This window comes from Curvibacter sp. AEP1-3, assembly GCF_002163715.1.
Classification (GTDB): Bacteria; Pseudomonadota; Gammaproteobacteria; order Burkholderiales; family Burkholderiaceae_C; genus Allorhodoferax.
The window spans coordinates 3,126,245-3,142,555 of the sequence record NZ_CP015698.1 but is presented as its reverse complement, the minus strand read 5'-3'; the positions used below and the strand labels follow the sequence as shown (position 1 = coordinate 3,142,555).

Sequence of the window (16,311 nt, the reverse complement as noted above, 5' to 3'; positions counted from 1 at the left end):
AGGCAGCCGTATCAGGTACTGCCCGTGGCACGGAACCCTGTACAGGGTTCAGATACGAGTTAACGTTTTTCCAAAGAAGCAGGGGGCCAGCTCTCCAGCTTCATTCCCAAAGTCAGCCCGCGGGAGGCCAACACTTCCTTGATTTCGTTGAGAGACTTGCGACCCAGATTAGGAGTCTTCAGCAGCTCATTTTCTGTTCGCTGAATCAAATCACCGATGTAGTAGATGTTCTCGGCCTTCAAGCAGTTCGCAGAACGGACTGTGAGTTCCAACTCATCTACTGGACGCAACAGAATCGGATCGAATTGCGTATTGCCACGTGGTGCAGGTGCGGTGAACGCATCCAACTCGCTACCTTCCAACTGTGCAAACACTGCCAACTGTTCAACCAAGATTTTGGCGGAAGCGCGAACTGCATCTTCTGCTGTCACTGCACCGTTAGTCTCAATCTCAACAACCAGCTTGTCCAAGTCAGTACGCTGTTCAACACGTGCGCTCTCGACGGTGTAGCTCACACGGCGAACCGGAGAGAACGAAGCGTCGAGCACAATCCGGCCAATTGACTTGTTTGGCTCGTCAGCGTAACGGCGCATGCTGCCAGGCACGTAGCCACGACCTTTTTCAACCTTGATCTGCATATCTAACTTACCGCCATGCGACAAGTTTGCAATCACGTGCTCAGGATTGATGATCTCAACGTCATGAGGCGTTTGAATGTCAGCAGCAGTAACGACACCCTCGGTGTCCTTACGCAGGCTCAACGTCACTTCTTCGCGGTTGTGCAACTTAAAGACTACGCCCTTAAGGTTCAACAAGATGTTAACTACATCTTCTTGGACACCGTCGATAGAAGAGTACTCATGCAACACGCCGGCAATTGTCACCTCAGTCGCAGCGAAGCCAGGCATAGAGGACAACAAAACCCGACGCAAAGCGTTCCCAAGTGTGTGTCCATATCCACGCTCAAAAGGCTCCAGAGCCACTTTGGCGCGATTCGGGCCAAGTTGCTCAACGCTGATCGACTTAGGCTTCAACAAATTGTTTTGCATGCAAACTTCCTCTCAATACCCCCGACTCGTTACATCGGTAAGGCTGGTGAAGTACCTTTGCCGCAGTGCCCCGCAGCAAAGGAACGATTACAAAAACCCGAAACGATTAGCGGGAATACAATTCAACGATCAAAGATTCGTTGATGTCAGCACCGAATTGGTCACGATCAGGAACAGTCTTGAAGGTACCTTCGGCCTTTTCAACGCTCACCTCAACCCATGCGGGCAAACCAACTTGTTGGGCCAATTGCAGGGCTTCAACAATACGATTCTGTTTCTTGGACTTCTCGCGAACAGCGATAACGTCACCGGCCTTCACCATATAGGAAGGAATGTTCACGGGGTTGCCGTTGACAGTGATCGCTTTGTGAGAAACCAACTGACGGGCTTCTGCACGTGTGGAGCCAAAACCCATGCGATACACAACGTTGTCCAGACGGGATTCCAACAGAACCATCAAGTTAGCGCCGGTATTACCACGACGACGATCAGCTTCAGCAAAATAGCGACGGAACTGGCGCTCCAACACACCGTACATGCGCTTTACTTTTTGCTTTTCACGCAATTGCAGACCGTAGTCAGACGTACGGGCACCAGAGGTGCGGCCGTGCTGGCCTGGCTTGGAGTCAAATTTTGCCTTGTCAGCGATAGAGCGGCGTGCGCTCTTCAAAAACAGGTCGGTGCCTTCGCGGCGGGAAAGTTTGGCCTTGGGGCCTAGGTAACGTGCCACTTGATCTTCCTTTTATGTCATCTGACGCGTAGAAACGCGCGAGCCACCAACAAAAGTTGGTGGCGGTGGGCTTGGTTTAAATTAAATACGGCGGCGCTTTTGAGGGCGGCAACCGTTGTGCGGCACGGGGGTTACATCTGCGATCATGTTGATGCGGATACCCAGTGCAGCCAAGGCGCGAACCGAAGACTCGCGACCGGGGCCGGGGCCCTTGATCTCAACGTCGAGGTTCTTGATGCCTTGTTCCAGAGCTGCGCGGCCAGCCACTTCAGATGCTACCTGGGCAGCAAACGGAGTGGACTTGCGGGAGCCCTTGAAACCTTGACCACCGGACGATGCCCAAGACAACGCATTGCCCTGGCGATCGGTGATGGTAATGATCGTGTTATTAAACGAAGCGTGCACGTGAGCGATGCCGTCGGCAACGTTCTTGCGAACCTTCTTGCGAACGCGCTGTGCTGCGTTATTAGCGGGAGCCTTTGCCATAGTGGTCTCTCAATCCCTATTATTTCTTCAAAGACGCAGCTGCCTTACGAGGGCCTTTGCGTGTACGTGCGTTCGTGCGAGTACGTTGACCACGCATCGGCAGGCCGCGGCGGTGACGGAACCCGCGGTAGCAACCAATGTCCATCAAACGCTTGATGTTCATGGTGGTCTCACGGCGCAAATCACCCTCAATTGTAAACTGAGCGATTTGGTCGCGGATTTTCTCAAGATCGGAGTCAGTCAAGTCTTTGACTTTCTTCGAGTATGCGATGCCACAGGCTTCGCAGATCTTGCGTGCGCGGGTGCGTCCGATACCGAAAATAGCTGTCAAGCCGATTTCGGAATGTTGGTGCGGCGGAATGTTGATGCCAGCGATACGTGCCATTTTCGTCCTCTAAAACTCTTGCAATTAACCCTGACGCTGCTTGTGGCGTGGATCTGTACAGATCACGCGCACAACGCCTTTGCGTCGGATGATTTTGCAGTTGCGGCAAATTTTCTTGACCGAAGCCGAAACTTTCATTTTCTTCTCCTAAAACTCTTCGCCCAGTTCCGACTTTGATTCGCGCGGAACAAGCGCTCTAACTTGCTATCTGAATGTCGCGCCGCCTGGTAACCAAGCCACACACACATTCCCTCGATGACTTACTTGTATCAAGAAGCCTTGAAATTCGCCTTCTTGAGCAGCGATTCATACTGCTGAGACATCATGTAATTCTGGACTTGAGCCATGAAATCCATGGTGACCACAACAATAATCAGCAACGAAGTTCCCCCGAAGTAGAACGGAACGTTGTACTTCAAGATCAAGAACTCAGGCAACAAACACACGAACGTGATGTAAATTGCTCCAGCAAGCGTCAAGCGAACCAAAATCTTGTCAATGTATTTGGCAGTCTGGTCACCTGGCCGAATGCCGGGGATGAATGCGCCACTCTTCTTCAGGTTGTCAGCCGTTTCGCGGCTGTTGAATACCAAGGCCGTGTAGAAAAAGCAGAAGAAGACGATAGCTGCCGCATACAGCATCACATAAACAGGTTGACCCGGACTAAGCGTGCTGGCAATGTCTTTCAACCACCGCATTGAATCGCCAGTGCTGAACCAATTTGCAATCGTTGCAGGCAACAGAATGATGGAAGACGCAAAGATCGGAGGAATCACGCCGGCCATGTTCAGTTTCAAAGGCAGATGGGAAGATTGCCCACCATACACCTTATTACCTACTTGACGACGGGCATAGTTCACAAGAATCTTACGTTGTCCCCGCTCCACGAACACGACAAAGTACGTGACCAGCGCAACGACGACCACAATCAGCAAAGCCACGATGATACTCATCGAGCCAGTGCGCACCAGCTCCAGCAATCCCCCGACAGCATTCGGCAATCCAGCCGCGATCCCGCCGAAGATAAGAATGGAGATTCCGTTACCCAATCCCCGCTCTGTAATCTGCTCACCCAACCACATCAGAAACATGGTCCCTGCTGTCAGAGTCACGATGGTAGTCATGCGAAAACCAAAGCCGGGAGAGATCACCAAACCTGCAGATGCCTCCAACGCTACAGCAATTCCCAAAGACTGGAACAAAGCCAATCCCAAGGTACCGTAACGGGTGTATTGCGTTATCTTGCGACGGCCGCCTTCGCCCTCTTTCTTCAACTGCTCAAAAGCTGGCAACACATAGGTCAACAGCTGCATGATGATCGAAGCAGAGATGTAGGGCATGATGCCCAGCGCAAAGATCGTGAAGCGAGACAAGGCGCCACCTGAGAACATATTGAACAAGCTCAATATGCCACCCTGTTGACCCTTAAACAGTTGTTGCAGTTGTGCGGGGTCAATACCTGGGACCGGGATATGCGCCCCCAAGCGATAGACGACCAGCGCCAACAACAAGAAAACAAGCCGGCGACGCAGGTCGCCGAACTTGCCTGCTTTGGCTGTTTGAGCTGCAGTTGTAGCCACTCGTTTACTTTCGTAAAACTAATTAGGCTACTGCGCCGCCAGCGGCTTCAATAGCAGCCTTGGCACCAGCAGTTGCACCGATACCGCTCAGCTTCACCGCTTTAGTGATCGCACCAGTATTGATAACTTTCACTACCTTGGCCAGCTCACCAACTGCACCTGCTTGCTTAAGGGCAACGAGGTTGACCTCAGCCAAACCCAAAGCTTCTAAGGCAGTCAACGTGATCTCAGCATTGAACTTGAGCAAGTGCGACTTGAAACCGCGCTTTGGCAGACGACGATGCATAGGCATCTGACCGCCTTCAAAGCCGACTTTATGGTAGCCGCCGGAGCGAGACTTTTGACCTTTGTGACCACGGCCGGCTGTCTTGCCCAAACCGGATCCGATACCACGGCCGACACGACGCTTGGCGTGCTTGGCGCCTTCAGCGGGCTTGATGTTATTCAGTTCCATCATCAACCTCTTAGAGCACCTTGACCAGGTAGCTGATCTTGTTAATCATGCCGCGCACTGCAGGTGTGTCCTGCAATTCGCTCACACTGTTGAGCTTGCGCAGACCCAAGCCACGCACGGTGGCGCGGTGGGACTCTTTCGTTCCAATCGGGCTACGCACCAATTGGATCTTCACAGTTTGTTGTGTTGTCATTTTGAAGTCCTCGATTAAGCGAAGATCTCTTCAACAGTCTTGCCACGCTTGGCTGCAACTTCTGCAGGTGTCGTAGACACTGACAGAGCATCCAAGGTCGCACGAACCATGTTGTAAGGGTTGGAAGAACCATGGCTCTTTGCCACGATGTCTGTAATGCCCAGAACTTCGAAAACAGCGCGCATAGGACCACCAGCAATAATGCCGGTACCCTTTGGTGCTGGCGCCATCATGACGCTAGCTGCACCGTGGTGACCCATCACCTTGTGGTGAATGGAACCGTTCTTCAAAGTGACTTTGATCATGTTGCGGCGGGCTTCTTCCATGGCTTTCTGCACTGCTGCAGGAACTTCCTTGGATTTACCTTTGCCCATGCCGATGCGACCGTCACCGTCACCAACCACAGTCAGAGCGGCGAAACCGAGAATACGGCCACCCTTCACGACTTTGGTCACGCGGTTGATCGCGATCATTTTCTCGCGCAGACCGTCCTCAGGACCCTCGGCCTTACCTTGCATTTTTGCTTGAACTTTAGCCATCTTAATTTCCGATCTGCTTAGAACTGCAAGCCAGCTTCACGCGCGGCATCTGCCAGCGCCTTGACGCGACCGTGGTAGGCGAAACCGGAGCGGTCAAACGCCACTTTTTCGATACCGGCAGCTTTCGCTTTTTCAGCTACGCGCTTACCGATGATCTGTGCTGCAGCGACGTTGCCGCCTTTGCCAGTTGCACCCAGGGACTTGCGAACTTCTGCTTCAGCAGTCGATGCGCAGGCAATGACTTTGCCGCCGTCGCCGGAGATAACGCTGGCGTAGATGTGCAAGTTTGTGCGTGTAACGGTCAAACGTGCTACGCCTTGCGTTGCAATGCGGATTCGGGTCTGACGTGCCCGACGAAGACGCTGCTCTTTTTTGGTCAACATGTTGCAGCTCCTTATTTCTTCTTCGTTTCTTTGATCGTGATCTTCTCATCCGAATAACGGATGCCCTTGCCCTTGTAAGGCTCAGGAGGACGAATCGCACGGATCTCAGCGGCGATCTGACCTACGCGTTGGCGGTCAGCACCTTTGATCAAGATTTCAGTAGGAGTGGGAGTGGCCACAGAAATGCCAGCAGGCATTTCGAGGTTCACAGGGTGCGAGTAACCGACAGCCAAGTTCAACTTGGTGCCTGTAGCTTGCGCCTTGTAACCCACACCAATCAGGCTCAGCTTGCGCTCAAAGCCCTTGGTTACGCCAACCACCATGTTGTTGACCAACTGGCGAATAGTGCCAGTCATTGCGTCAGCTTCACGGGAATCGTTAGCAGGTTGAAAGCTGAGCTTGCCAGCTTCGTTCTGGATGTTCACCAGGCTGTTTTGAGCCAGTTGCAGAGTGCCGCCAGTGCCCTTTACGCTGATCTGATCAGCCTTAATGGACACTTCAACACCAGCAGGTACGGTGACGGGGAGTTTGCCTACGCGGGACATTGTTTCTTACTCCTGTAGCGTTAAGCGACGTAGCACAGCACTTCGCCACCGACACCGGAAGCGCGCGCTTTGCGATCAGTCATAACACCCTTGGGTGTAGTCACGATAGCAACGCCCAAGCCGTTTTGGACTTGAGGGATTGCATCGCTGCCGCGGTAAACACGCAGGCCAGGACGGCTTACGCGCTCAATACGCTCGATCACAGGGCGACCGGCGTAATATTTCAAAGCAATTTGCAGCTCAGACTTGCCGTCTTCAGTGGAAACCTTGAAGCCGTCGATATAGCCTTCTTCTTTCAACACTTGCGCAATTGCAATCTTCACTTTGGAAGAAGGCACGGACACGGTTGTTTTAGCAACCATCTGTGCATTGCGGATGCGTGTCAACAGATCGGCGATGGGATCACTCATACTCATGTTCGGTTCTCCTATCGCTTACCAGCTGGCCTTGGTAATGCCAGGAATTTCTCCGGCAAAAGCCATTTCACGAATCTTCGCACGACCCAGACCGAAGTGCTGGAACGTTCCACGGGGACGACCCGTGATGGAGCAGCGGTTACGCTGGCGAGTGGGGTTTGCGTTGCGAGGCAGCTTTTGCAGACCCAGACGGGCTGCTGCGCGCTCTTCGTCAGAACGCTTTGCATCACCTGCGATTGCCTTCAGTTCCGCGTATTTTTTAGCGTACTTGGCAGCCAACTTGTCACGTTTGAGCTCGCGCTCGATTAAAGCCATTTTAGCCACAGGTCACCTCAGTTCTTGAACGGGAAACGGAAGCCAGCGAGCAGTGCCTTGCACTCTTCGTCGGTCTTTGCCGTTGTGGTGATGCTGATATTGAGGCCGCGCAAGGCATCAACCTTGTCATATTCAATCTCAGGGAAAATGATCTGCTCTTTGACGCCGATGTTGTAGTTACCACGGCCATCAAAAGCGCGACCAGAAATACCACGGAAGTCACGGACGCGGGGCAGAGCCACAGTCACGAAACGATCGAGGAATTCGTACATCTGCACGCCGCGCAAAGTCACCATGCAACCGATTGCCTGGCCTTCGCGGATCTTGAAACCAGCGATAGCTTTCTTGGATTTGGTCACCACGGGCTTCTGGCCAGCGATCTTGGTCAGGTCGGACACTGCGTGATCCATCACCTTTTTGTCAGCTACGGCTTCGCTCACACCCATGTTCAGAGTGATCTTGGTCAAACGTGGCACTTGCATGGGCGAGGTGTAGCCAAACTTGGCTGTCAACTCAGGCGCCACTTTTTCGCGGTAGTGTTGTTGTAGACGTGCCATGTTTATGCCACCTTGATTTCTTCGCCGCTGGACTTGTAAACGCGAACGCGTTTGCCGTCAGCCAGCACCTTGATACCAACACGGTCAGCCTTGCCGGTTGCCGCATTGAAGATGGCAACGTTGGACTGGTGAATAGGCATGGTCTTTTCAACGATGCCGCCGGTTGTGCCCTTCATAGGGTTTGGCTTGGTGTGCTTCTTCACCAAGTTGATGCCCTCGACGACTACGTGAGAGTCGTCAGCGCGCAAGGAGATCACTCCGCGCTTACCCTTATCGCGACCTGCGATAACGATGACTTCGTCGCCTTTGCGAATCTTGTTCATGGCGGGTCCTTACAAAACTTCAGGAGCCAGGGACACGATCTTCATGAACTTTTCAGTGCGCAGTTCGCGGGTCACTGGTCCGAAGATGCGGGTGCCGATAGGCTCCAACTTGGCGTTGAGCAACACAGCTGCGTTGCCGTCGAATTTCACCAAAGAACCGTCGCCACGGCGGATGCCCTTGGCAGTACGAACCACTACAGCGCTATAGACTTCGCCTTTTTTGACGCGTCCACGGGGAGCAGCTTCTTTGATGGAAACTTTGATGATGTCGCCGACGCTTGCATAGCGACGCTTAGACCCGCCCAGCACCTTGATGCAGAGAACGGATTTCGCGCCGGTGTTGTCGGCAACTTCCAGTCGAGATTCAGTTTGGATCATTTCATTATTCCCAACTTGCACCTGGAGCTGCTTTGCCACACTGGCAACTACAAAACCAAGTCAGTCTTGGGCCCGCTATCCACCGCGCAAACCACTTGCACGACTTCTATTTGGGCAGAACCTTCAGCTTTTTCAAGCGAAGCCCACTATTGTGCCAGCCTTCAATTCTGACGTCAACTACTTTTATGCAGGAATTTCCGTGTATTGAGCCGCCAAAGCGATAAATTCAGCCTCTTTGGGAGGCAAACCTGTCTCCTCCACAAGAATTCTGGCCACTTCGGGCGCCAAACGGGCTGCAAGCCGGGCATCCAAAAACAATACACGCGCCCTGCGAGCGAGCACATCTTCTACCGTCATCGCGTATTCATAACGCGCTGCGAAACGGACCATGGCCTCGGTCAGGCCCGGCGCTAGCTCTACCCCTTTACCGGGTAGCGCATGCACCGCCGGATAGTCCAACCCGTAGGAGTGCGCCCCTTGCGGCATGGACATAGCGCTTTGTCGAACGCCCTCGCCGTCGGCACCTTGGAGGCGCAAATGCACGGTAGCACCAGCCGCACGGGTTTCCAGCAGGTTCTTTTCTGCACACTTGGCAAGCACGTCCTCTGCCATGGCCCTATAAGTCGTCCACTTTCCGCCGGTGACCGTCACCAAACCACTCCGACTCACCAGCACCGTGTGTTCCCGGCTGATGGCTTTGGTGTTTTCGCCATCATCCACTTGGGGCTTGACCAGTGGGCGCAAGCCCACCCAGATGCTCCGTATGTCCTCTGCGGTGGGTGCTTTTTTAAGATAGCGGGCGGACTCTTCTAATATGAAGGCGATCTCTTCCTTGAAGGGCCTCGGCTCCCGGTCCAGATCATGACGCGGGGTATCGGTAGTACCCAAAATGACTTTTCCGAGCCACGGCACCGCAAAAAGTACGCGTCCATCCTGGGTTTTCGGGACCATCAGCGCGGTGTCTCCCCCCAAAAACTCCCGATCCACCACAATGTGCACGCCTTGGCTGGGTGCCACCATGGGTTTGGTCTTGCTTCTGCCGTCGTGGGGATTGGCCTCCCCGTCTTTCTCACGCAAAGCGTCCACCCAAACCCCGGTTGCATTGACGACGCAGCGCGATTGAATCGAGAACTTGCGCCCCCCGATGGTGTCCTCACACAAGACGCCACACACCTTGCCAGCTTCATACTGCAGCTGGGTTGCTTTGCAGTAATTCACGACCAAAGCACCTTTGGCGGCTGCAGTACGCGCCAAAGACAGTGCCAACCGCGCGTCATCAAATTGACCATCCCAGTACTTGACGCCGCCTTTGAGGGCTTCGCTTGCAACTTGCGGAATCAGTTTCCTGGTTTCGTTGACACCCAGAAACTCGGTTTTACCCAGACCCGCCTTCCCCGCCAACAGGTCATACGCAGTCAGCCCTGCGCCGTAAAACGGCGTTTCCCACCATTTATAGGAGGGCATGACAAAGGCCAATGGTTGAGCTAAGTGCGGGGCATTGCGCAGCAATGTCGTCCGCTCGTGCAGGGCCTCGCGCACCAGGGAAATGTTGCCTTGGGCCAGATAACGCACTCCTCCATGCAAAAGTTTTGTTGCGCGGGAGGACGTACCTTTGGCAAAGTCGTGCGACTCGATCAACACCACACTGAAGCCGCGAGCCGCAGCATCCAGCGCAACCCCCAAGCCGGTTGCGCCTCCACCCACCACCGCAATGTCGTACACCTTGGGCTCAGCCAAGCGATTCAACAGGTCTTCCCGGCGGGTGGGCAAGGGGGGGGCGTAGGGTGTCATGAGGTCTGGTGAAATAGAGTGCAGTCAGTAATCGTATTCGTTATTTTTCTTTTTGTCACTTATATGATTCGTTTTGGTTCGTTTATAGTGCGTACGCCGTAAGGATCCACCCCCATGTCCGCCAACCCTCGCCAACTTCAACTGCTTCACACCGTGCAAGAACAGGGCTCTGTCACCGTAGAGCGCTTGGCAGAGTCTCTGGGTGTGACCTTGCAAACCGTGCGTCGCGACGTACAAAAACTGGCGGACGAGGGCTTGCTGACCCGTTTCCACGGCGGCGTAAGGGTTCCCAGCTCCACGGTGGAGAACATAGCCCACCTGCAACGGGTGCAACTCAACGCACCCGAGAAAAACCGCATCGCCCGCGCCATTGCTGCTTCCATTCCCAACGATTGCTCCCTGATCTTGAACATAGGCACGACCACCGAAGCCGTGGCACGGGCACTGCTGGAACACACGGGTTTACGTGTCATCACCAACAACCTCAACGTCGCCAGCATCCTGAGCGCGAATAGCCAATCAGAGGTCATCGTAGTGGGAGGCGTTGTGCGCGGGCGCGACCAGGGCATCGTGGGCGAGGCGGCAGTGGACTTCATCCGCCAGTTCAAGGTGGACATTGCCGTCATCGGCATCTCCGGCATCGAAGCCGATGGCACCCTGCGCGACTACGACTACCGCGAGGTGAAAGTAGCCCAGACCATCATCAGCCATGCGCGCGAGGTCTGGGTAGCGGCCGACACCAGCAAGTTCAACCGCCCGGCCATGGTCGAAGTCGGCCAACTAGCCCAGATTGACCGCCTGTTCACCGACTCCATGCCGCCTGCTCCCTTCCCTGCCCTGCTGGAAGAAGCGGGCGCCCGCCTGGTGATTGCAGACTGACACCATCCACAAGAAGGAGACAACCATGACCTACCTGCTCGCCTTGGACCAGGGCACCTCCAGCTCACGCAGCATCGTGTTTGACGAAACCGGCCACACCGTGGCCATGGCCCAGCTGGAACTGCAACAGATTTACCCGCAACCCGGTTGGGTAGAGCACGACGCCCAGGAGATTTGGCGCATCCAACTCGCCACCGCGCGCGATGCCCTGGCCAAAGCCGGCATCACTGCCGCGCAGGTCAAGGCCGTGGGAATTACCAACCAGCGCGAAACCACGGTAGTGTGGAATCGCACGACCGGTGTGCCTATCCACCACGCCATCGTCTGGCAGGACCGACGTGCGGAGCCAACCTGTGCCGACCTGCGTGCGCGCGGGCTTGCCGACACTATCCAGACCAAAACCGGCCTGCTGGTGGATGCCTACTTCTCGGGTACCAAACTCAAATGGCTGCTGGACAACGTGCCCGGCGCGCGCGCACAGGCCGCCAACGGTGAGCTGGCCTTCGGCACCATCGACAGCTGGCTCATCTGGCAACTGACCGAGGGCAAAGTCCACGTGACGGATGGGAGCAATGCCTCGCGCACCATGCTGTTCAACGTGCACACCAACCTGTGGGACGAAGACCTGCTGGCCGCACTGGACATACCAGCCAGCCTGATGCCAGCTGTGCAACCCTCGGCCTCCTTGTTCGGTGAAGTGGCGCCCGGCCTGCTGGGCCACGCCATTCCCATCGGCGGTGTGGCGGGTGACCAGCAAAGCGCGCTGTTCGGCCAGGCTTGCTTCAAGGCCGGCATGGTGAAGAACACCTACGGCACAGGCTGCTTCATGCTGATGCACACCGGTGGAACCTTCCAAACCTCGCAAAACGGACTCATCACCACCAGCGCCGCGCAAACCAACGCCACGCCCCAGTTCGCGCTGGAAGGCAGTGTGTTTGTAGGTGGCGCCGTAGTGCAATGGCTACGCGACGGGCTGCATGCCATCCAAGGCAGCGGCGAAGTGCAAAGCCTGGCGCAAAGCGTGCCGGACTCGGGTGGGGTGATTGTGGTGCCCGCCTTTACCGGCCTGGGCGCACCCTACTGGAAGCCCGATGCACGCGGCTCAATTACAGGCCTTACCCGTGGCTCAACGCTCGCCCACATTGCGCGGGCCGCTCTCGAAAGCATAGCATTTCAAAGTGCTGCACTGCTGCAAGCCATGAGCCGCGATGCCGTGAGTGCGGGTGCTGCGGCGGTGTCTGAACTACGGGTGGATGGTGGCGCCTGTGTGAACGATTTGTTGATGCAGTTCCAGGCCGATTTGCTGGGCATCCCGGTGGTGCGCCCCGCGGTTACCGAGACCACCGCGTTGGGAGCCGCCTACCTGGCCGGCCTGACCACCGGCGTGTACCGAAGCACTGACGAGCTGACCGATCTGTGGAAGGCCGAGCGCCACTTCCTGCCCACCCTGCCCCCTGCACGCGCCAAGGAGCTGATGGAGCGCTGGGAGCACGCGGTGCGCCAGACGACCCTCTAAACTCGGGCGCTCTGACTTCTCAACGCACAGGACACACAATGGGCAAGCGCATTGCATTCATAGGCGGCGGCAATATGGCCAGCGCCATCATCGGCGGGCTGCTCCGTCAAGGCTTCTCGGCCGCCGACATTGACGTGGTGGAACCCTGGGACGAAGCACGCGCGCGCTTGGCCAAGGACTTTGGCCTCGCACCACAGGCAGAAGCCGGAGCGTTCTTGGCAGGCGCCGACATGATCGTCTGGGCCGTGAAACCCCAAACCTTCAATGAAGCTGCTGCTGCCGTGCGTGCCCACAATCAGAATGCCTTGCACCTGAGCGTTGCGGCTGGCATCACCAGCCAGAGCATCGCCCAGTGGCTGGGTAGCGAACGCATCATCCGCACCATGCCCAACACGCCCGCGCTCATCGGCAAGGGCATCACCGCGCTGTACGGCCGCCCGGCCGTCACCCAGGCGGACAAAGACTGGGCCAACGAAGTCATTGCCACCACCGGTGCCACCGTGTGGCTCACAGCTGAGGCACAACTCGACGCAGTCACTGCCATCAGCGGGTCCGGCCCGGCCTATATGTTCTATTTCATGGAAGCCATGACCGAGGCCGGTGCCAAGCTGGGCTTGGAGCGCGAGCAAGCCTACCAGCTGGCCGTGGCCACTTTCATTGGCGCGGGCGAGCTGGCCCGCGCATCGACCGAGCCGCCAGAAACCCTGCGCGCCAAAGTCACCTCCAAGGGCGGCACCACGTATGCGGCCATCACGTCCATGGACGAGAGTGGCGTCAAAGACCTGTTTGCCAAAGCCCTGTTTGCCGCGCACAAACGCGCCGGTGAATTGGGCGCTGAATTCGGTAAAGCCTGACAGCTTTACAAAAGTAACAGTTGGTGCGGCGCGGGGTGCAGCGCTACCATGCGCTGCATGAAACGCATGCTCCCCTCCGCCCGTTCCCTCGCCCATCTGTGGCTGTGCGCAGCACTGGCCGGCCTGCAGGCCTGTGCCCCGCTGCCACCCGCCGCGTCCAACAGCGCAGCAGCACCTGCCACCCAGCAGAGCTACCAGTGGCTGAACCGCGTGACCTGGGGCGCCAACAGCCACACTGCCCGCCAGTTGGAACAGCAGGGGCAAGTCGCCTGGTTGCAGCAGCAACTCCAGCCCCGAGACGCTGTATTGCCCGAGCCCGCGCGCGAAGCTGTACGCAGCATGACCATCAGCCAGACCAGCTTGACGGATCTTGTCCTCAAAATGGAGCAGCAGCGCAAAGACTCTGACGCGCTCAAAGACGACGCCGAAAAGAAAACCGCCCAGCAGGCCTACCAGCAGGAGCTCAACCGCCTGGCCCGCGAATCCGCCACCCGCCACCTGCTGCGCGCGCTTTACAGCCCAGCCCAGGTTCAGGAGCAGATGACCTGGTTCTGGCTCAACCACTTCAATGTGCACCTCTACAAGCACAACCTGCGCGCCATGCTGGGGGACTATGAGAACAGCGCTCTGCGGCCGCACGCCCTGGGGCGCTTCCGCGATCTGCTGGGTGCAGTGACCTACCACCCGACCATGCTGCGCTACTTGGACAACGACCAGAACGCCGCAGGCCGCATCAACGAAAACTTTGCGCGAGAGCTCATGGAACTGCACACCCTGGGGGTGGATGGTGGCTACACCCAGAAAGATGTGCAGGAACTGGCCCGCGTACTCACTGGCGTCGGTGTGAACATGAACACCGGTAACCCCAACCTGCGCAAAGAGCTCAACCGCCTCTATGTGCGCCGCGGCGTGTTTGAGTTCAACCCGCAGCGCCACGACATGGGCCCCAAAACCCTGCTGGGCAACCCCGTGACCGGCGAGGGCCTGGCCGAAGTAGACGCCGCGCTGGACACGCTGGCCCGCCACCCGTCCACCGCACGCTTCGTCAGCCGCAAGCTCGCCACCTACTGGCTTTCGGACAACCCGCCCCAAGCCCTGATCGACCGCATGGCGGCCACCTGGAAAGCGACCGATGGCCAGATCGCCAAAGTATTGGAGACCCTGTTCACTGCACCTGAGTTTGTGAACGCACCGCCCGCCAAATTCAAGGACCCGGTGCGTTACGTGGTGTCCTCGGTGCGGCTGGCGTATGACGACAAGGTCATCCTCAATGTCGGCCCCATGCTGAACTGGATCAACCGCATGGGCGAGCCGCTCTATGGCCGCCAGACGCCGGACGGCTACCCCATGGTGGCCTCAGGCTGGGACAGCGCGGGCCAGCTGACTACCCGCTTTGAGATTGCCAAGGCGATCGGCTCCGGCAGTGCCGGCCTCTTCAAGACGGATGGCCCGCAAGCCACTGAAAAGCCTGCATTCCCCCAGCTGGCCAACGCACTGTATTACCAGGCGATTCAGGGCAGCCTGAGCCCGGCCACGCGCGCTGCGCTGGACCAGGCCAATTCGCCACAGGAATGGAACACCTTCCTGCTCGCAGCACCCGAATCCATGCGCCGCTAAGCGCCATCCCGCTCAAGGCCACCCTACCGGAGTCCGCCATGCAACGTCGTCACTTTTTACGCCAAGCCTTGCACACCACCGCAGCGGCTGCAGCGCTGGGCATTCCCGGCGTGCACCTGCATGCCGCCACGGCGGTGGCAAGTACCGGGGCGCCCAAGTTTTTGTTCGTCTTCCTTCGCGGCGGCATGGACGCGGCCAGCCTGCTGGTGCCCACCAGCAGCAGCTTCTATTACGAAGTGCGGCCCGAGATTGCGATTGCCAAGCCCTCTGCCGACCTGGCCAGCGCCCTGCCGCTCTCTGCCGACTGGGGCCTGCACCCGGCTCTGCGCGAATCGCTCTATCCGCTCTACCAGCAAGGCGAATTGGCCTTTGTGCCTTTCAGCGGTACCGACGACCTCTCGCGCAGCCATTTCGAAACGCAGGACAGCATCGAACTGGGCCAGCTCAACAACGGCAGCATTCAATACGGCTCGGGCTTTTTGAACCGGCTGGCCACGCAGCTGCAAGGCCCGAAACCTGCCGCGCCCATGGCGTTTACCGACCAACTGCCCATCGCCATGCAAGGGGGCCTGCGGGTGCCCAACACCAGCCTGCGCAACCTGAGCAAGCCGTCGGTAGACACACGCCAGAGCAGCATCATTGCTGCCATGTACAAAGGCACGGGCCTGGAGGGCACGGTACAAAGCGGCTTTGCGGTGCGCGACCAGGTGATGCGCGAAATGTCGGCCGAGATGGATGCCGCCAGCCGCGGCGCCATCACCGCCAAGGGCTTTGAACTGGAAGCCCGCCGCATTGCCCGCCTGATGCGCGAGCAATACGCACTGGGCTTTGTGGATGTGGGCGGCTGGGATACCCATGTGGCCCAAGGCGGCGCCACCGGCTATCTGGCCAGCCGCTTGGACGAGCTGGGCCAAGGCCTGGCGGCTTTTTCACAAGAAATGGGCAGCGCCTGGCGCAACACCGTGGTGGTCGTCATGAGCGAGTTCGGCCGCACCTTCCGCCAGAACGGCAATCGCGGCACGGACCACGGCCATGGCAGCGTGATGTGGGTGCTGGGTGGCGCGGTGCGCGGCAAGCAAGTGGTCGGCGAGCAAGTGCAGATGACGGCGGCCACCCTGTTCCAGAACCGTGACTACGCGGTGCTGAATGAATACCGCAGCGTGCTGGGCGGCATCTTCCAGCGCCAATGGGGCCTGAGCGACAGCCAACTCAAAACCATATTTCCCGGGTTCAAGGGCGCACGCGACTGGGGTCTGGTCTAAACCACTCAGCGTCGCAAAAGCCTCACGCGCCTGTCACACAGGGTTCACGACAGGGGCGC

At 57.4% G+C, this 16,311-nt stretch carries 22 protein-coding genes; 5 read left to right on the top strand and 17 right to left on the bottom strand.

Going from position 1 to position 16,311, the window contains the following annotated elements:
- Positions 1–59: 59 nt before the first annotated feature.
- The 17 genes from AEP_RS14715 to AEP_RS14635 form a co-directional block, all read right to left on the bottom strand.
- Positions 60–1,049 carry a DNA-directed RNA polymerase subunit alpha gene (locus AEP_RS14715; RefSeq protein ID WP_087496075.1) on the bottom strand — a complete coding sequence of 330 codons (990 nt, stop codon included), beginning with the start codon at positions 1,047–1,049 and terminating at the stop codon, positions 60–62.
- Positions 1,050–1,155: 106 nt separating this feature from the next.
- Positions 1,156–1,779, bottom strand: coding sequence for a 30S ribosomal protein S4 (gene rpsD, locus AEP_RS14710; protein ID WP_087496074.1), 624 nt, complete (start codon positions 1,777–1,779; stop codon positions 1,156–1,158).
- 81 nt (positions 1,780–1,860) lie between these two features.
- Positions 1,861–2,265: a 30S ribosomal protein S11 gene (rpsK, locus tag AEP_RS14705; RefSeq protein ID WP_029706489.1), complete on the bottom strand. Its 405-nt coding sequence runs from the start codon at positions 2,263–2,265 to the stop codon at positions 1,861–1,863.
- 19 nt (positions 2,266–2,284) lie between these two features.
- Positions 2,285–2,650, bottom strand: a complete 366-nt coding sequence (gene rpsM / locus AEP_RS14700) for a 30S ribosomal protein S13 (RefSeq protein ID WP_087496073.1) — start codon at positions 2,648–2,650, stop codon at positions 2,285–2,287.
- 24 nt (positions 2,651–2,674) lie between these two features.
- Positions 2,675–2,788 carry a 50S ribosomal protein L36 gene (rpmJ, locus tag AEP_RS14695; RefSeq protein ID WP_012348927.1) on the bottom strand — a complete coding sequence of 38 codons (114 nt, stop codon included), beginning with the start codon at positions 2,786–2,788 and terminating at the stop codon, positions 2,675–2,677.
- A 131-nt stretch (positions 2,789–2,919) separates the two neighbouring features.
- On the bottom strand, positions 2,920–4,230 hold the full coding sequence (gene secY / locus AEP_RS14690; RefSeq protein WP_087496072.1) for a preprotein translocase subunit SecY: 1,311 nt from the start codon (positions 4,228–4,230) through the stop codon (positions 2,920–2,922).
- A 22-nt stretch (positions 4,231–4,252) separates the two neighbouring features.
- Positions 4,253–4,684 carry a 50S ribosomal protein L15 gene (gene rplO / locus AEP_RS14685; RefSeq protein ID WP_087497363.1) on the bottom strand — a complete coding sequence of 144 codons (432 nt, stop codon included), beginning with the start codon at positions 4,682–4,684 and terminating at the stop codon, positions 4,253–4,255.
- Positions 4,685–4,694: 10 nt separating this feature from the next.
- Positions 4,695–4,877, bottom strand: a complete 183-nt coding sequence (gene rpmD / locus AEP_RS14680) for a 50S ribosomal protein L30 (protein WP_087496071.1) — start codon at positions 4,875–4,877, stop codon at positions 4,695–4,697.
- A 14-nt stretch (positions 4,878–4,891) separates the two neighbouring features.
- A complete protein-coding gene (gene rpsE / locus AEP_RS14675) occupies positions 4,892–5,416 on the bottom strand; it encodes a 30S ribosomal protein S5 (protein WP_087496070.1) in 525 nt (174 codons plus the stop codon).
- A 17-nt stretch (positions 5,417–5,433) separates the two neighbouring features.
- On the bottom strand, positions 5,434–5,799 hold the full coding sequence (gene rplR, locus AEP_RS14670) for a 50S ribosomal protein L18 (protein WP_087496069.1): 366 nt from the start codon (positions 5,797–5,799) through the stop codon (positions 5,434–5,436).
- An 11-nt stretch (positions 5,800–5,810) separates the two neighbouring features.
- Positions 5,811–6,344 (bottom strand): 50S ribosomal protein L6, encoded by a 534-nt coding sequence (gene rplF / locus AEP_RS14665; RefSeq protein ID WP_087496068.1) that lies wholly within the window; start codon positions 6,342–6,344, stop codon positions 5,811–5,813.
- A gap of 20 nt (positions 6,345–6,364) precedes the next feature.
- A complete protein-coding gene (gene rpsH / locus AEP_RS14660; RefSeq protein WP_087496067.1) occupies positions 6,365–6,760 on the bottom strand; it encodes a 30S ribosomal protein S8 in 396 nt (131 codons plus the stop codon).
- 18 nt (positions 6,761–6,778) lie between these two features.
- Positions 6,779–7,084: a 30S ribosomal protein S14 gene (gene rpsN, locus AEP_RS14655; protein ID WP_087496066.1), complete on the bottom strand. Its 306-nt coding sequence runs from the start codon at positions 7,082–7,084 to the stop codon at positions 6,779–6,781.
- Between the two features lie 8 nt (positions 7,085–7,092).
- Complete coding sequence (gene rplE, locus AEP_RS14650) at positions 7,093–7,632, bottom strand: 50S ribosomal protein L5 (RefSeq protein ID WP_087496065.1); 540 nt, start codon at positions 7,630–7,632, stop codon at positions 7,093–7,095.
- A 2-nt stretch (positions 7,633–7,634) separates the two neighbouring features.
- The gene (gene rplX / locus AEP_RS14645; protein WP_087496064.1) at positions 7,635–7,955 is read right to left on the bottom strand and encodes a 50S ribosomal protein L24; all 321 of its coding nucleotides are present in this window, start codon (positions 7,953–7,955) and stop codon (positions 7,635–7,637) included.
- 9 nt (positions 7,956–7,964) lie between these two features.
- Entirely contained in the window at positions 7,965–8,333 is a 369-nt protein-coding gene (gene rplN, locus AEP_RS14640; protein WP_007861702.1) for a 50S ribosomal protein L14, read from the bottom strand.
- A 183-nt stretch (positions 8,334–8,516) separates the two neighbouring features.
- Positions 8,517–10,124: a glycerol-3-phosphate dehydrogenase/oxidase gene (locus AEP_RS14635; protein WP_087496063.1), complete on the bottom strand. Its 1,608-nt coding sequence runs from the start codon at positions 10,122–10,124 to the stop codon at positions 8,517–8,519.
- A 114-nt stretch (positions 10,125–10,238) separates the two neighbouring features.
- On the opposite strand from AEP_RS14635, the gene AEP_RS14630 reads away from it, so the two are divergent.
- Genes AEP_RS14630 through AEP_RS14610 form a run of 5 tightly spaced genes read left to right on the top strand, consistent with a single transcriptional unit; the run spans position 10,239 to position 16,252 of the window.
- A complete protein-coding gene (locus tag AEP_RS14630; RefSeq protein ID WP_087496062.1) occupies positions 10,239–11,003 on the top strand; it encodes a DeoR/GlpR family DNA-binding transcription regulator in 765 nt (254 codons plus the stop codon).
- Positions 11,004–11,028: 25 nt separating this feature from the next.
- Positions 11,029–12,519: a glycerol kinase GlpK gene (gene glpK, locus AEP_RS14625; protein WP_087496061.1), complete on the top strand. Its 1,491-nt coding sequence runs from the start codon at positions 11,029–11,031 to the stop codon at positions 12,517–12,519.
- Positions 12,520–12,557: 38 nt separating this feature from the next.
- The gene (proC, locus tag AEP_RS14620; RefSeq protein WP_087496060.1) at positions 12,558–13,373 is read left to right on the top strand and encodes a pyrroline-5-carboxylate reductase; all 816 of its coding nucleotides are present in this window, start codon (positions 12,558–12,560) and stop codon (positions 13,371–13,373) included.
- Positions 13,374–13,430: 57 nt separating this feature from the next.
- Entirely contained in the window at positions 13,431–14,990 is a 1,560-nt protein-coding gene (locus AEP_RS14615) for a DUF1800 domain-containing protein (protein WP_442873338.1), read from the top strand.
- 38 nt (positions 14,991–15,028) lie between these two features.
- On the top strand, positions 15,029–16,252 hold the full coding sequence (locus AEP_RS14610) for a DUF1501 domain-containing protein (protein WP_087496059.1): 1,224 nt from the start codon (positions 15,029–15,031) through the stop codon (positions 16,250–16,252).
- Positions 16,253–16,311: the final 59 nt, after the last annotated feature.

Bases quoted from the DNA above. Each gene is read 5' to 3' on its own strand.
- AEP_RS14715 (WP_087496075.1), bottom strand. From the start codon at position 1,049: ATGCAAAACAATTTGTTGAAGCCTAAGTCGATCAGCGTTGAGCAACTT.
- rpsK (WP_029706489.1), bottom strand. From the start codon at position 2,265: ATGGCAAAGGCTCCCGCTAATAACGCAGCACAGCGCGTTCGCAAGAAG.
- rpsM (WP_087496073.1), bottom strand. From the start codon at position 2,650: ATGGCACGTATCGCTGGCATCAACATTCCGCCGCACCAACATTCCGAA.
- rpmJ (WP_012348927.1), bottom strand. From the start codon at position 2,788: ATGAAAGTTTCGGCTTCGGTCAAGAAAATTTGCCGCAACTGCAAAATC.
- rplO (WP_087497363.1), bottom strand. From the start codon at position 4,684: ATGGAACTGAATAACATCAAGCCCGCTGAAGGCGCCAAGCACGCCAAG.
- rpmD (WP_087496071.1), bottom strand. From the start codon at position 4,877: ATGACAACACAACAAACTGTGAAGATCCAATTGGTGCGTAGCCCGATT.
- rpsE (WP_087496070.1), bottom strand. From the start codon at position 5,416: ATGGCTAAAGTTCAAGCAAAAATGCAAGGTAAGGCCGAGGGTCCTGAG.
- rplR (WP_087496069.1), bottom strand. From the start codon at position 5,799: ATGTTGACCAAAAAAGAGCAGCGTCTTCGTCGGGCACGTCAGACCCGA.
- rplF (WP_087496068.1), bottom strand. From the start codon at position 6,344: ATGTCCCGCGTAGGCAAACTCCCCGTCACCGTACCTGCTGGTGTTGAA.
- rpsH (WP_087496067.1), bottom strand. From the start codon at position 6,760: ATGAGTATGAGTGATCCCATCGCCGATCTGTTGACACGCATCCGCAAT.
- rplE (WP_087496065.1), bottom strand. From the start codon at position 7,632: ATGGCACGTCTACAACAACACTACCGCGAAAAAGTGGCGCCTGAGTTG.
- rplX (WP_087496064.1), bottom strand. From the start codon at position 7,955: ATGAACAAGATTCGCAAAGGCGACGAAGTCATCGTTATCGCAGGTCGC.
- rplN (WP_007861702.1), bottom strand. From the start codon at position 8,333: ATGATCCAAACTGAATCTCGACTGGAAGTTGCCGACAACACCGGCGCG.
- AEP_RS14635 (WP_087496063.1), bottom strand. From the start codon at position 10,124: ATGACACCCTACGCCCCCCCCTTGCCCACCCGCCGGGAAGACCTGTTG.
- AEP_RS14630 (WP_087496062.1), top strand. From the start codon at position 10,239: ATGTCCGCCAACCCTCGCCAACTTCAACTGCTTCACACCGTGCAAGAA.
- glpK (WP_087496061.1), top strand. From the start codon at position 11,029: ATGACCTACCTGCTCGCCTTGGACCAGGGCACCTCCAGCTCACGCAGC.
- proC (WP_087496060.1), top strand. From the start codon at position 12,558: ATGGGCAAGCGCATTGCATTCATAGGCGGCGGCAATATGGCCAGCGCC.
- AEP_RS14615 (WP_442873338.1), top strand. From the start codon at position 13,431: ATGAAACGCATGCTCCCCTCCGCCCGTTCCCTCGCCCATCTGTGGCTG.
- AEP_RS14610 (WP_087496059.1), top strand. From the start codon at position 15,029: ATGCAACGTCGTCACTTTTTACGCCAAGCCTTGCACACCACCGCAGCG.